The organism is Pluralibacter sp., from assembly GCF_019237635.1.
Lineage (GTDB): Bacteria > Pseudomonadota > Gammaproteobacteria > Enterobacterales > Enterobacteriaceae > Enterobacter_B.
In genome coordinates, this window is the sequence record NZ_JAFAGS010000063.1 from 1 (window position 1) to 13,457 (window position 13,457).

Below are 13,457 nucleotides of genomic sequence, written 5' to 3' on the forward strand. Positions count from 1 at the left end.
CTTCTTTATGATGACAATTCGGTTTATTAGCGGCCGCGAAAATTAACCTTCGCTCTCATAACAGCATGTATAAAATCCTGATAATTGATCGCTGCTACTTCAGCCGCTTTGGGCTGGAAACGTGGTTGCAGCAGGTTAATGGCAGTCATCATTTCCTTGTTACCAGCCTGAACAGCTTACTCCTGGCGCGCGCGCATATTGAAAGCTGGCAGCCCCACCTGGTTATTGCCGACCTGTCAGGATTCGAAAAAGACCCGCAGCAGGCGCATGTGATCCCTCCGCTGCTGAACCTGTGCAACCAGCGTTCGCGCCTGTTGCTGCTCCAGCCGGACGCGCCACACAATGCCGCAACGGCGGTCGCCAGCAAACAGGCCTCTCTTGATGTCATCCATCACATTATCCATACCACCCTGCATTCCGGCCCTTGCATTTCCCCGACGCGCATCGCCGCACCGCTCTTAACCCGGCAGGAAGAAAAAGTGTTGTCGCTGTGGATGGAAGGCGCCAGCAATCTGATGATTGCCTGTGAGATGAATATCAACAGTAAAACGGTGTATACCTACAAGCGGAATATTCGTCTGAAACTCAACGTTGAGAATCGCTTCTCCCCGTTCATTCCGTTAGCGGATTGCGCGCAATAGCGGTACGGCAAGCTCGCCGTACCGGCAATGGCGCTTACTGCTGCGCTTTCGTTGCAGCACCGGAAATCACGCTACCACCCTCTGAAATATCTTCGCCCACGCCGCGCGCAGTGTTGCACGCCGTCAGAACAGAGGAGAGCACCAGGAGAGAAAAGAACGCTGCAAGTGTTTTCTTAAACATAGTTGTCATCCTTTAATTGCCCGTTTTTGTGGTGTAGCAACATAAGCATAGACAATCTCCCTGTGTCTGAAGGGAAACGAGATAATTTTAAGATGAGGCGAAAAATCAGCGGGCGGCGTGTGAAATGGAGTTGCCCAGGTGTTTGACGTCTTCGCCAAAACCACGGAAGGTGTTACAACCAGAAAGTGCGATACTTGCGACGAGAAAAACAACCAAAAGTTTCAGTAAGCGATTCATTGTTTCTGCCCTGAAAAGATACCAGCGCAGCCCACGCGGCGCTGGAAATCCTTATAGCATGAATTACTTCACGCGAGAAACATATTCACCAGAGCGGGTGTCAACTTTGATGACTTCACCGATCTGTACGAACAGCGGAACCTTAACCACAGCGCCGGTGCTCAGGGTAGCCGGCTTGCCGCCAGTACCTGCGGTATCGCCCTTCAGACCTGGATCGGTTTCCACGATTTCCAGCTCAACGAAGTTCGGCGGGGTCACGGAAATCGGCTGGCCGTTCCACAGGGTCACGATGCACTCAGCCTGATCCAGCAGCCATTTCGCGTTATCGCCAACGGCTTTCTCATCAGCAGCCAGCTGTTCGAAAGTTTCGTTGTTCATGAAATGGTAGAACTCACCATCGTTGTACAGGAAGGTCAGGTTCATATCTACAACGTCTGCGCCTTCAGCGGAGTCGGTAGATTTGAAGGTTTTCTCTACGCGGGTGCCGGTCAGCAGGCGACGCAGTTTAACGCGTGCAAACGCCTGGCCTTTACCCGGTTTAACGAATTCACTGGCTTCAACCGCGTACGGTTCGCCGTCCATCATAATTTTAAGACCAGCACGAAAATCGTTGCTATAGTAAGTTGCCATAAGGCCCTCTGAAATTGTTAACTGGTAGCTAAGCCACAAAATGGCGCACATTGTAACCCTAAATACCCCGTCCAGAGAAGATTGGTTATCGCAACTTGCCGATGTAATCACCAGTCCCGATGAACTGCTTCGTCTGTTAGACCTTGAAGCGAATGAAGATTTGCTCGCAGGACGGGAGGCAAAACGTCTCTTCCCCCTGCGCGTTCCCCGCGCGTTTGTGGCGAGGATGGAAAAGGGCAATCCCAACGACCCACTGCTAAAACAAGTGCTTACATCACAAGATGAGTTTATCGCCGCCCCCGGGTTCAGTACCGACCCGCTGGAGGAACAGCACAGCGTGGTGCCGGGTTTGCTGCACAAATACCGCAATCGCGCGTTGCTGCTGGTCAAAGGCGGTTGTGCGGTAAATTGTCGGTATTGTTTCCGCCGTCACTTCCCGTATGCCGAAAATCAGGGCAACAAGCGCAACTGGCAGGCGGCGCTGGAGTATATCGTCGCCCATCCTGAGCTGGATGAGATAATCTTTTCCGGCGGCGACCCGTTGATGGCCAAAGACTACGAGCTCGACTGGCTTGTCAGCGAGCTTGAAGCTATCCCGCATATTAAACGCCTGCGTATCCACAGCCGTTTGCCGATCGTTATCCCGGCGCGCATTACCGGGACGCTGGCGGCGCGCTTTGCCCGCTCTTCGCTGCAGATCCTGCTGGTAAACCACATCAACCACGCGCAGGAAATCGGCGACGACTTCCGGGCGGCGATGAAAACGCTGCAGCAGGCAGGCGTCACATTATTGAATCAGAGTGTGCTGCTACGCGGGGTCAACGATAACGCGCACACGCTGGCCGATTTAAGCAACGCGCTGTTTGACGCGGGCGTGATGCCCTATTACCTGCACGTGCTGGATAAAGTTCAGGGCGCGGCGCATTTTATGGTGAGCGATGACGAAGCCCGCACGATCATGCGTGAGCTGTTGACGTTGATATCCGGGTATATGGTACCAAAACAGGTACGAGAGATTGGCGGCGAACCAAGTAAAACGCCGCTGGATTTACAGCTGCGGCAGAGCTGAGAAAACGACCCTCTCCCACAGGAGAGGGCTTCAGCCAGCGCAAATCAGTTTTTGCACTTATAAACCTGGCCAATCATTTCGCTGTCAGTCGGGACGAAGCTGGAGAGCATTCCCTGCGTCGGACTGCTTACGCCATAAATCACGTTACCGCCCATTTCAGCAGCCTGGTTACGCAGCGCATTCGCCGCGCCACGCATAGAACCGCCTTCTTCACCGTGCTGACCAGAGAGCCAGTTGCTCTGCTTACCGGTTGCCGTGCCTAACAGTTGGCATTCGCTGCCTGGTTTATCTTCAACAAAGCGAACACTCTGCCCACCTGCGGTTAATTCATTGCTGGAACTGCAACCCGCCAGAAGTAATACGGCACCGACGATCCCTGCACAGACTTTTACGCGCATGTTATTCCTCGTTATTACCAGGATAGATATCATTATTCTGTTGAACGTTATACTAGAAACATGACCAAAAGCAAAACCCCCATGACATTATCTGCCACAGGGGTTTCTTTATCGCTTCACGGGGACGTGAATTACATCATGCCGCCCATGCCGCCCATGCCGCCCATACCGGCAGCACCTAAGTCAGGCGCATCGCCTTTCGGCAGGTCGGTCACCATGCACTCGGTGGTGATCATCAGACCGGCAACAGAGGCCGCGTACTGCAGTGCAGAACGGGTCACTTTCGTCGGATCCAGGATACCCATGTCGATCATGTTGCCGTATTCTTCGGTCGCGGCGTTGTAACCGTAGTTACCTTCGCCCGCACGTACGTTGTTTGCGACCACTGACGGCTCTTCACCGCAGTTGGACACGATCTGACGCAGCGGTGATTCCATTGCGCGCAGCGCAACTTTGATACCGACGTTCTGATCTTCGTTCTGAGCGGTCAGGCCAGCCAGTTTAGCGGCAACACGCACCAGCGCTACGCCACCACCAGCAACCACGCCTTCTTCTACCGCAGCACGGGTCGCGTGCAGGGCGTCGTCAACGCGGGCTTTTTTCTCTTTCATTTCAACTTCGGTCGCCGCACCGACTTTGATTACCGCAACGCCGCCTGCCAGTTTAGCAACGCGTTCCTGCAGTTTTTCACGGTCGTAGTCAGACGTGGCTTCTTCAATCTGCTTGCGGATCTGAGCAACACGGCCATGAATCGCAGCTTCTTCACCCACGCCATCAATGATGGTGGTGGTGTCTTTGTTGATCACAACGCGTTTCGCCTGGCCCAGGTCTTCCAGGGTTGCTTTTTCCAGCTCCATACCGATCTCTTCAGAGATAACGGTACCGCCAGTCAGGGTTGCGATATCCTGCAGCATTGCTTTACGACGGTCGCCGAAGCCCGGTGCTTTAACCGCAGCAACTTTCACGATACCGCGCATGGTGTTAACCACCAGCGTCGCCAGCGCTTCACCTTCAACGTCTTCAGCGATGATAACCAGCGGTTTGCCTGCTTTTGCTACAGCTTCCAGAACCGGCAGCATTTCGCGGATGTTGGAAACTTTTTTGTCAGCCAGCAGGATGAACGGGCTTTCCAGCTCAACAGCACCGGTTTCCGGCTTGTTGATGAAGTACGGGGACAGGTAGCCGCGGTCGAACTGCATACCTTCTACGACGTCCAGTTCGTCTTCCAGACCAGTACCGTCTTCAACGGTGATCACGCCTTCTTTACCGACTTTGTCCATCGCTTCCGCGATCAGTTTACCCACGGTTTCGTCGGAGTTCGCGGAAATGGTGCCAACCTGAGCAATCGCTTTAGAGTCGGAGCACGGTACGGACAGCGCTTTCAGTTCTTCAACAGCGGCCAGAACGGCTTTGTCGATGCCACGCTTCAGGTCCATCGGGTTCATGCCCGCGGCAACGGCTTTCAGACCTTCAGTGATGATAGCCTGAGCCAGTACGGTTGCGGTGGTGGTACCGTCGCCTGCAGCGTCATTCGCTTTAGAGGCAACTTCTTTTACCATCTGCGCGCCCATGTTTTCGAACTTGTCTTCCAGCTCGATTTCACGCGCTACGGAAACACCATCTTTAGTGATGGTCGGCGCACCGAAAGATTTATCCAGAACCACGTTACGGCCTTTCGGGCCCAGGGTCACTTTCACTGCATCTGCCAGTACGTTCACGCCGCGCAGCATTTTTACACGAGCGTCGTTACCGAATTTTACGTCTTTAGCTGCCATTTTTTTTCCCTTAAATTCGTATGTTCAGTGTCGCGCGTGAATTACGCTTCAACAATTGCCAGAATGTCGCTTTCGGACATGATCAACACTTCTTCATTGTCGATCTTCTCAGATTTCACGCCGTAGCCATCGTTGAAAATGACGATGTCGCCCACTTTCACATCCAGCGGCTGCACAGTACCGTTTTCCAGGATGCGGCCCTTACCGACAGCGATGATTTCGCCACGCGTTGATTTACCTGCTGCAGAACCGGTCAGTACGATGCCGCCTGCGGATTTGGATTCAACTTCTTTACGTTTGACGATCACACGATCATGTAACGGACGAATACTCATTGATAGAACTCCTTTGAGAAAGTCTTTATCAGTTATGGGTGACGCCGGTCCGCTTACGGTTTTCCGGCTAGTGACTGAGAGATGGGGATGGGTATTTTCGCCTTCAAGGGGGAGACTAAAAAAAAATTTAGAATCCGTCGTCGGTCACAAAACACAGCGGCCGCACGCGGGAAAGGCAATGTGCTACCATGAATTTTTCCCTAATCGGGTTGCTGTGATGAGTGGATTAAAACAAGAGCTGGGGCTGACGCAGGGGATCGGGCTGCTATCGACATCGCTGCTGGGTACCGGCGTCTTCGCCGTTCCCGCCCTCGGTGCATTGGTGGCAGGCGATAACAGCCTGTGGGCGTGGCCAGCGCTGATTGTCCTCGTCTTTCCCGTCGCCATCGTCTTTGCGCTGCTGGGCCGCCACTTTCCCAGCGCGGGCGGCGTGGCGCACTTCGTCGGCATGGCCTTCGGTCCTCGCCTTGAGCGCGTAACCGGCTGGCTGTTTTTGTCGGTGATCCCGGTGGGGCTGCCTGCCGCCCTGCATATCGCCACCGGCTTTAGTCAGGCGTTGTTCGGCTGGCACGACGAGCAGTTGCTGCTGGCGGAGCTTGGCACGCTGGCTATCGTCTGGTGGGTCGGTTCTCGCGGCGCGAGCACCAGCGCGAACCTGCAAACTCTGGTGGCGATTCTGGTGGTGGCGCTGATTGTCGCACTCTGGTGGGCAGGCGATATCACGCTCGCCCGCATCCCTTTCCCGGCCATTGCCGCAATCGATACGCCGCAACTGTTCGCCGCGCTATCGGTGATGTTCTGGTGCTTCGTCGGCCTGGAGGCGTTCGCCCATATGGCGTCGGAGTTCAAACATCCCGAACGCGACTTTCCGCGGGCGCTGATGACAGGACTGCTGCTGGCGGGCGCCGTGTACTGGGCCTGCACCGTGCTGGTCCTGCACTTTCACGCCTTCGGCGAAAACGTCGCCGCCGCCACCTCGCTGCCGTCGATCGTGGTTACGCTGTTTGGCGTTAAAGCGCTATGGATTGCGAGCGTCGTCGGTTTTCTGGCCTGCTTCGCCAGCCTGAATATCTATATTCAGAGTTTCGCTCGTCTGGTGTGGTCGCAGGCGCGGTATCGTCCGCACAGCTACCTGGCGCAGCTTTCGCCGCGTTTGATTCCCCGTAATGCGCTGAACGCGGTGCTCGTCTGCTGCGTGCTCAGCACTCTGTGCATCTATACGCTTAATATCAATCTTGAGTCGCTGATCGTCTACGCCAACGGCATTTTCATCATGATTTATCTGTTGTGCATGCTGGCGGGCTGCCGGCTGCTGAAGGGGCGCTACAGGGTGCTGGCCGTTATCGGCGGCGTGCTGTGTTTACTGCTGCTGGCGATGGTGGGCTGGAAGAGTCTGTACGCGATTATCATGCTGGCGGCGCTGTGGACAGGCCTGCCGAAGCGCCGGACGGCGTAAACGGCAGACCCGGCACGCATCAACGATCGTCTTTATGATCGAGGCGATCGCGCTCCTCGTCTTTACGCTGGAATTCACCGTCAAAGGTATCGCCGCTGCCCGTTCCGGCGCTAAAACCGCCGCCCGGCATCCGGGAAAAACGCAGGTGCGGCATCAGCTTCAGCGTCAGGTGCTTCTGCACCGGTGGCAACAGAAGCAGCAGGCCGAGGAAGTCGGTGAAAAAGCCCGGCAGCACCAGCAGCAAACCGGCAATAATCAGCGACACGCTTTTGATCATTTCCGCCGCCGGGCTTTCGCCTGCCTGCATTTTTTGCTGCATCAGCAGGAAGTTTTTGAACCCCTGATTACGCACCAGCGACATGCCAATAACCGAGCTCAATATGACCAGGATCAGGGTTAGCAGGACGCCCAACACATGCGCAACCTGAATGAAGATAGAGATCTCAATGTAGACATACAAAAAGAGGGCAATAAAAGGTATCCAGCGCACTGGCTTCTCCTGTAAAAACAGCCGCCAGGGGCGTCTGTGGTCATGATGTTGCGAATCGCATAGTAAAGAAGTGGAGATGAAATCCTGCTTTTCAATCCGCCCGACACTATTTTTCAGAGAATTATTTATGCGGTGACACATTTCACAGATTAATAATTCTGATACAAATCCTCGCCCTTTAAGTGATCCAGATTACTGCAATTCGCTATTATCAGCATATGATCATTGGTACCGGGCCGATTAAGGAGATAATCGTCGGTCAGAAAACACACAAAACCATACTCATTCTGTGTGTTTGGTGAATTCATTGGCAGCTTGAAAAAGAAGGTTCACATGTTAAACAACATTCGTATCGAAGAAGACTTGTTGGGCACCAGGGAAGTTCCAGCGGACGCGTACTACGGTGTCCACACTCTGAGAGCGATTGAAAACTTCTACATCAGCAACAGCAAAATCAGCGACATTCCTGAGTTTGTCCGTGGCATGGTGATGGTGAAAAAGGCCGCAGCGCTGGCGAACAGGGAACTGCAGACCATTCCAAAGAGCGTAGCTAACGCTATTATCGCCGCCTGTGACGAAGTGCTTAACAACGGCAAATGCATGGATCAGTTCCCGGTAGACGTTTACCAGGGCGGTGCCGGTACCTCCGTCAACATGAACACCAACGAAGTGTTGGCCAACATTGGTCTGGAACTGATGGGTCACCAGAAAGGTGAATATCAGTACCTGAACCCGAACGATCACGTCAACAAATGCCAGTCCACTAACGACGCCTACCCGACCGGTTTCCGTATCGCGGTATACGCCTCTGTGGTCAAACTGGTGGATGCCATTAACCAACTGGGCGACGGTTTCCAGCGTAAAGCGGTCGAATTCCAGGACATCCTGAAAATGGGTCGTACCCAGCTGCAGGATGCGGTGCCGATGACCCTCGGTCAGGAATTCCACGCGTTCAACGTTCTGCTCAACGAAGAGACCAGAAACCTGCTGCGCACTTCCGAGCTGCTGCTGGAAGTGAACCTGGGCGCGACCGCCATCGGTACTCGCCTGAACACACCTGACGGCTATCAGCACCTGGCGGTACAGAAACTGGCGGAAGTCAGCGCCCTGCCGGTTATCCCGGCGGAAGACCTGATTGAAGCGACCTCCGACTGCGGCGCCTACGTGATGGTGCACAGCGCCCTCAAGCGCCTGGCGGTAAAACTGTCCAAAATCTGTAACGACCTGCGTCTGCTCTCCTCCGGCCCGCGCGCTGGTCTGAACGAAATCAACCTGCCGGAACTGCAGGCGGGTTCGTCCATCATGCCGGCAAAAGTAAACCCGGTCGTACCGGAAGTCGTAAACCAGGTATGCTTTAAAGTGATCGGCAACGACACTACCGTCACCATGGCGTCTGAAGCAGGCCAACTGCAGCTGAACGTCATGGAGCCGGTCATCGGCCAGGCCATGTTTGAATCTATTCACATCCTGACCAACGCCTGCTATAACCTGCTGGAGAAATGCATTAACGGTATTACCGCTAACAAAGCGGTGTGCGAAAGTTTTGTCTACAACTCCATCGGTATCGTCACCTATCTCAACCCGTTCATCGGCCACCACAATGGCGATATCGTGGGCAAGATTTGTGCCGAAACCGGTAAGAGCGTACGTGAAGTGGTGCTGGAACGCGGCCTGCTGACCGAAGCTGAGCTGGACGACATTTTCTCGCCGCACAACCTGATGCATCCGGCGTACAAAGCAAAGCGTTACACCGATGAAAACGAACAGTAATAGTTCGGGTTAACGTCGTAAAAGGCACGTCAGCAGTGGCGTGCCTTTTTTACTTTTATTGGATACCGAAACACAACATTTAATTATCCAAAAATCAACAATCAAGGAAGCAGTTATGATAATCATCGAGCTTATCATCGTATTAGTGGCGATCTTTATTGGCGCCAGGCTGGGGGGTATTGGCATAGGTTATGCCGGGGGTCTCGGGGTGTTAGTCCTGGCGGCCATCGGCGTAAAACCGGGTAATATTCCTTTTGACGTTATCTCCATCATCATGGCCGTTATCGCGGCAATCTCCGCCATGCAAATCGCCGGTGGTCTGGACTACCTGGTCCACCAGACGGAAAAATTGCTGCGTAAAAACCCGAAATACATCACCATCCTGGCGCCGATCGTGACCTACTTCCTGACGATTTTCGCAGGTACCGGCAACATCTCTCTGGCAACGCTGCCGGTGATTGCCGAGGTGGCGAAAGAGCAAGGCATTAAGCCGTGCCGCCCGCTGTCTACCGCTGTCGTCTCCGCGCAAATCGCCATTACTGCTTCCCCGATTTCCGCCGCGGTTGTCTACATGTCCTCGGTCATGGAAGGTCATGGCGTGAGCTACATTCACCTGCTGTCCGTGGTTATCCCGTCAACGCTGCTGGCGGTGCTGCTGATGTCGTTCCTGGTGACAATGCTGTTCAACTCGAAACTGTCCGATGATCCGGTATACCTCAAGCGTCTGGAAGAAGGGCTGATTGAGCTGCGCGGTGAAAAGCAGGTTGCAATCAAGCCGAAAGCCAAGCTGTCCGTACTGATGTTCCTGCTGGGCGTAGTGTGCGTGGTCGTTTACGCTATCGTGAACAGCCCGAGCCTCGGTCTGGTCGCCAAACCGCTGATGAACACCACTAACGCCATTCTGATCATCATGCTGAGCGTGGCGACGTTGACCACTATCCTGTGCCGCGTGGAAACCGACTCCATCCTGAACTCCAGTACCTTTAAGGCCGGGATGAGCGCCTGTATCTGTATCCTCGGCGTCGCATGGCTTGGCGATACCTTCGTCTCCGCCAACATTGACTGGATCAAAGAGACGGCAGGCAGCGTTATTCAGGGTCACCCGTGGCTGCTGGCGGTGATTTTCTTCTTCGCTTCCGCCCTGCTCTACTCTCAGGCGGCAACCGCCAAGGCGCTGATGCCGATGGCGCTGGCGCTGAACGTCACCCCGCTGACCGCCGTCGCGTCTTTTGCTGCAGTATCTGGCCTGTTCATTCTGCCAACCTACCCGACCCTCGTCGCGGCGGTGCAGATGGACGATACCGGTACGACCCGCATCGGACGTTTTGTCTTTAACCACCCGTTCTTTATCCCGGGCACCATGGGCGTTGTTTTCGCCGTGTGCTTTGGCTTCCTGCTGGGCAGCTTCATGCTGTAACCGCATCCACGGGGCGCGATTCGCGCCCCGTTTTCATCGGCTTTACATCTCACCGCTAACCCGTCTGCGCCCCTCGCTGCTATAGTATCCTCTTGTTCTTTTAGGCCAACCCGCTCTGATGAGGTGTCTATGTCTGACGAAAGCAAACACAGTATCGCCGCTACAAACGTTGTTGTTGTCCTCTGCACCGCGCCTGATGAAGCGAGCGCCCAGGATCTGGCCGCAAAAGTGCTGGCGGAAAAATTAGCCGCATGCGTAACGATCCTCCCCGGCGCGACCTCGCTATACTATTGGGAGGGGAAACTGGAACAGGAGTACGAAGTTCAGATGCTGCTGAAGTCAGATGTCGATCATCAGCAGGCATTAGTGGACTGCCTAAAATCACATCACCCGTACCAAACGCCTGAACTGTTGATTTTACCCGTATCCCACGGAGACAATAATTATCTCTCATGGCTCAACGCATCATTACGCTGATCCTGCTGCTGTGTAGCACGTCAGCATTTGCCGGGCTGTTTGACGCCCCCGGCCGTTCAAGCTTCGTTCCTGCCGATCGCGCTTTTGCGTTTGATTTCAAGCAGAACGAACACAGCCTCAACCTGAACTGGCAGATCCAGGACGGGTATTACCTCTATCGCAAACAAATAAAAATCACCCCGGCGCAGGCCACGCTCTCGCCGCCGCAATTGCCCGACGGCGAGACGCATGAGGATGAGTTTTTTGGTAAAAGCGAGGTTTACCGTAAACAGCTGACGTTGCCGCTCAACATTGAGCAGGCAGGTCATGGCGCGACCTTGACGGTCACCTATCAGGGATGTGCGGAAGCAGGGCTCTGCTATCCGCCAGAGACCAAAGTCATCCCGCTGAGCGAAGTCAGCGCTGCGGTCAGTCCGGCGTCAACGACAGGGACCGGGACCAGCGCCAGCACAACGGAAAGCAACGGCACAACGCCGCCCGACAAACTCCCCTTCTCTGCGCTCTGGGCGCTGCTGATCGGTATCGGCATCTCCTTTACCCCGTGCGTACTGCCGATGTATCCGCTGATATCCGGCATCGTGCTCGGCGGCCAGCGCCGCCTGTCGACCTCGCGGGCGTTGTTCCTGTCGTTTTCATACGTACAGGGCATGGTGGTGACCTATACCCTCCTCGGGCTGGTTGTCGCGGCGGCCGGGCTTAAATTTCAGGCGGCGCTGCAACACCCTTACGTGCTGATGGGCCTGTCCGCCATCTTTATCGTGCTGGCGCTGTCGATGTTCGGTCTGTTCACCCTGCAGTTACCGTCATCCATACAAACCCACCTGGCGTTGCTGAGCAACCGTCAGCAGGGAGGATCGGCGGGCAGCGTATTCGTGATGGGCGCGATTGCCGGGCTTATCTGCTCCCCCTGCACCACTGCGCCGCTCAGCGCCATTTTGCTGTACATCGCGCAGAGCGGTAACCTGTGGCTCGGCGGCGGGACGCTGTACCTCTACGCCCTCGGCATGGGGATTCCGCTGATTGTGGTCACCACCTTCGGCAACCACCTGCTGCCGAAGCACGGGCCGTGGATGGCGCGGGTCAAAACGATGTTCGGCTTCGTCATTCTTATTCTGCCTATCTTTCTGCTGGAGCGCATCGTCGGCGATACCTGGGGCCTGAGGATGTGGTCAATGCTCGGCGTCGCCTTCTTCGCCTGGGCGTTTGTCGCCAGCCTCAACCTGGCGCGCTCCTGGGGACGACTGATCCAGATCCTGCTGTTCGCTGGCGCGCTGGTGAGCGTTCGCCCGTTGCAGGACTGGGCCTTTGCCGCCCCGGTTCAGCCACAGCAACAACAACAGACCCATCTCAATTTTACCCGGGTGGCGAACACCGATGAGCTGCGCCTGGCGCTGGCGCAGGCGCAGGCGAAAGGTAAGCCGGTCATGCTTGATCTCTACGCCGACTGGTGCGTCGCCTGTAAGGAGTTTGATAAATACACCTTCAGCGATCCGCAGGTGCAGCAGGCGCTTGGCAGCACGGTGTTACTCCAGGCCGACGTCACAAAAAACGCCGCCGACGAGAACGCCATGCTGAGCGAATTGAAAGTCATGGGTCTGCCCACGATTTTGTTTTTCAACGCCGCGGGAGAAGAACTTCCTACGCACAGAGTGACCGGGTATCTGGCGCCCGATGCCTTTCACCGGCATTTGCAGAATCTGCCCCAGTAAACGACACTTTTAAGGGCGTAAATAGAGGAGAACGCTGTGCAACGTGAAGACGTACTGGGGGAAGCCCTGCAATTGCTGGAATTAAAAGGGATTGCTGGTACTACACTCGACATGGTGGCCGAACGTGTCCACTATCCGCTCGGCGATTTAACGCGCTTCTGGCCTGACAAAGACGCGCTGGTGTATGACGTTTTGCGCCACCTCAGCCAGCAGGCCGATATCTGGCGCCGACAGCTCATGCTCAATGAAGCGCTAAGCACCGAGCAAAAACTGCTGGCGCGCTATGGCGCGCTGACCGAATGCGTCAGCAACCAGCGCTATCCCGGCTGCCTGTTTGTCGCCGCCTGCACGTTTTATCCGGACCCGGAGCATCCGACCCACCAGCTCGCCGACCTGCAAAAACGCGCCGCCCATGATTTTACCCACGAGCTGCTGACCAAACTTGAGGTCGATGACCCGGCGATGGTGGCAAGTCAGATGGAACTGGTGCTGGAAGGGTGTCTGAGCCGGATGCTGGTTAACCGCAGCCAGAGCGACGTCGACACCGCGCAGCGGCTGGCGGAAGACATTCTGCGCCTGGCGCAGTGCCGTCTGGCCGGCGCCTTAAGCTGATTTTCCCGGAGCATCGACCAGATTCGCTGCAAAAGCGCGCAAGCTGCCGCAAAGATAAGCAAACGCGCGGCTTTTCAGGAAATTTGGTTGACGGAGGTAGCTGATTAAGGTTTAATGCGCCCCGTTGCCCGGATAGCTCAGTCGGTAGAGCAGGGGATTGAAAATCCCCGTGTCCTTGGTTCGATTCCGAGTCCGGGCACCACTATTCTAAAGAACCCGCCCACAAGGCGGGTTTTTGCTTTTCAGCGCAGACCTCTCTG

The 13,457-nt window shown here is 55.3% G+C and carries 15 protein-coding genes and 1 tRNA gene; 9 read left to right on the forward strand and 7 right to left on the reverse strand.

What is annotated here, in order from left to right; genetic code table 11:
- The first annotated feature begins 65 nt into the window (after window positions 1–65).
- Complete coding sequence (locus JO226_RS07540; protein WP_293546157.1) at window positions 66–641, forward strand: LuxR C-terminal-related transcriptional regulator; 576 nt, start codon at window positions 66–68, stop codon at window positions 639–641.
- Between the two features lie 34 nt (window positions 642–675).
- On the opposite strand, the gene ecnB is transcribed toward JO226_RS07540, so the two are convergent.
- From ecnB to efp, 3 genes are all read right to left on the reverse strand, one after another.
- A complete protein-coding gene (gene ecnB / locus JO226_RS07545; RefSeq protein ID WP_013367959.1) occupies window positions 676–822 on the reverse strand; it encodes a lipoprotein toxin entericidin B in 147 nt (48 codons plus the stop codon).
- Window positions 823–927: 105 nt separating this feature from the next.
- Complete coding sequence (locus JO226_RS07550) at window positions 928–1,059, reverse strand: entericidin A/B family lipoprotein (RefSeq protein ID WP_293546161.1); 132 nt, start codon at window positions 1,057–1,059, stop codon at window positions 928–930.
- 63 nt (window positions 1,060–1,122) lie between these two features.
- A complete protein-coding gene (efp, locus tag JO226_RS07555) occupies window positions 1,123–1,689 on the reverse strand; it encodes an elongation factor P (protein ID WP_006816771.1) in 567 nt (188 codons plus the stop codon).
- Between the two features lie 40 nt (window positions 1,690–1,729).
- Here efp and epmB point away from each other — a divergent pair, with 40 nt between their 5' ends.
- Entirely contained in the window at window positions 1,730–2,758 is a 1,029-nt protein-coding gene (epmB, locus tag JO226_RS07560) for an EF-P beta-lysylation protein EpmB (RefSeq protein WP_293546171.1), read from the forward strand.
- Between the two features lie 44 nt (window positions 2,759–2,802).
- Here epmB and JO226_RS07565 read toward each other — a convergent pair whose 3' ends face one another.
- The 3 genes from JO226_RS07565 to JO226_RS07575 all read right to left on the reverse strand — a co-directional run bounded on the left by JO226_RS07565 (window position 2,803) and on the right by JO226_RS07575 (window position 5,266).
- The gene (locus tag JO226_RS07565; RefSeq protein ID WP_013367962.1) at window positions 2,803–3,156 is read right to left on the reverse strand and encodes a DUF4156 domain-containing protein; all 354 of its coding nucleotides are present in this window, start codon (window positions 3,154–3,156) and stop codon (window positions 2,803–2,805) included.
- A 131-nt stretch (window positions 3,157–3,287) separates the two neighbouring features.
- Complete coding sequence (groL, locus tag JO226_RS07570; protein ID WP_293546175.1) at window positions 3,288–4,931, reverse strand: chaperonin GroEL; 1,644 nt, start codon at window positions 4,929–4,931, stop codon at window positions 3,288–3,290.
- 41 nt (window positions 4,932–4,972) lie between these two features.
- On the reverse strand, window positions 4,973–5,266 hold the full coding sequence (locus tag JO226_RS07575; protein WP_013367964.1) for a co-chaperone GroES: 294 nt from the start codon (window positions 5,264–5,266) through the stop codon (window positions 4,973–4,975).
- Between the two features lie 217 nt (window positions 5,267–5,483).
- On the opposite strand from JO226_RS07575, the gene yjeH reads away from it, so the two are divergent.
- Complete coding sequence (yjeH, locus tag JO226_RS07580) at window positions 5,484–6,722, forward strand: L-methionine/branched-chain amino acid transporter (protein WP_293546184.1); 1,239 nt, start codon at window positions 5,484–5,486, stop codon at window positions 6,720–6,722.
- 19 nt (window positions 6,723–6,741) lie between these two features.
- Here yjeH and JO226_RS07585 read toward each other — a convergent pair whose 3' ends face one another.
- A complete protein-coding gene (locus JO226_RS07585; protein WP_293546187.1) occupies window positions 6,742–7,212 on the reverse strand; it encodes an FxsA family protein in 471 nt (156 codons plus the stop codon).
- Window positions 7,213–7,545: 333 nt separating this feature from the next.
- Between JO226_RS07585 and aspA the strand changes: the two genes are divergently transcribed.
- From aspA to JO226_RS07615, 6 genes are all read left to right on the forward strand, one after another.
- A complete protein-coding gene (gene aspA, locus JO226_RS07590) occupies window positions 7,546–8,982 on the forward strand; it encodes an aspartate ammonia-lyase (RefSeq protein ID WP_293546190.1) in 1,437 nt (478 codons plus the stop codon).
- 115 nt (window positions 8,983–9,097) lie between these two features.
- The gene (locus tag JO226_RS07595; RefSeq protein ID WP_293546192.1) at window positions 9,098–10,399 is read left to right on the forward strand and encodes an anaerobic C4-dicarboxylate transporter; all 1,302 of its coding nucleotides are present in this window, start codon (window positions 9,098–9,100) and stop codon (window positions 10,397–10,399) included.
- Window positions 10,400–10,528: 129 nt separating this feature from the next.
- Window positions 10,529–10,876: a divalent cation tolerance protein CutA gene (gene cutA / locus JO226_RS07600; protein ID WP_293546194.1), complete on the forward strand. Its 348-nt coding sequence runs from the start codon at window positions 10,529–10,531 to the stop codon at window positions 10,874–10,876.
- Window positions 10,852–12,585: a protein-disulfide reductase DsbD gene (locus JO226_RS07605; RefSeq protein WP_293546197.1), complete on the forward strand. Its 1,734-nt coding sequence runs from the start codon at window positions 10,852–10,854 to the stop codon at window positions 12,583–12,585. Before cutA ends, JO226_RS07605 begins: the two co-directional genes overlap by 25 nt.
- A 36-nt stretch (window positions 12,586–12,621) precedes the next feature.
- Window positions 12,622–13,197, forward strand: coding sequence for a transcriptional regulator (locus tag JO226_RS07610; RefSeq protein ID WP_293546200.1), 576 nt, complete (start codon window positions 12,622–12,624; stop codon window positions 13,195–13,197).
- 126 nt (window positions 13,198–13,323) lie between these two features.
- A tRNA-Phe gene (locus tag JO226_RS07615) sits at window positions 13,324–13,399 on the forward strand.
- The last annotated feature ends 58 nt before the right edge of the window (window positions 13,400–13,457 follow it).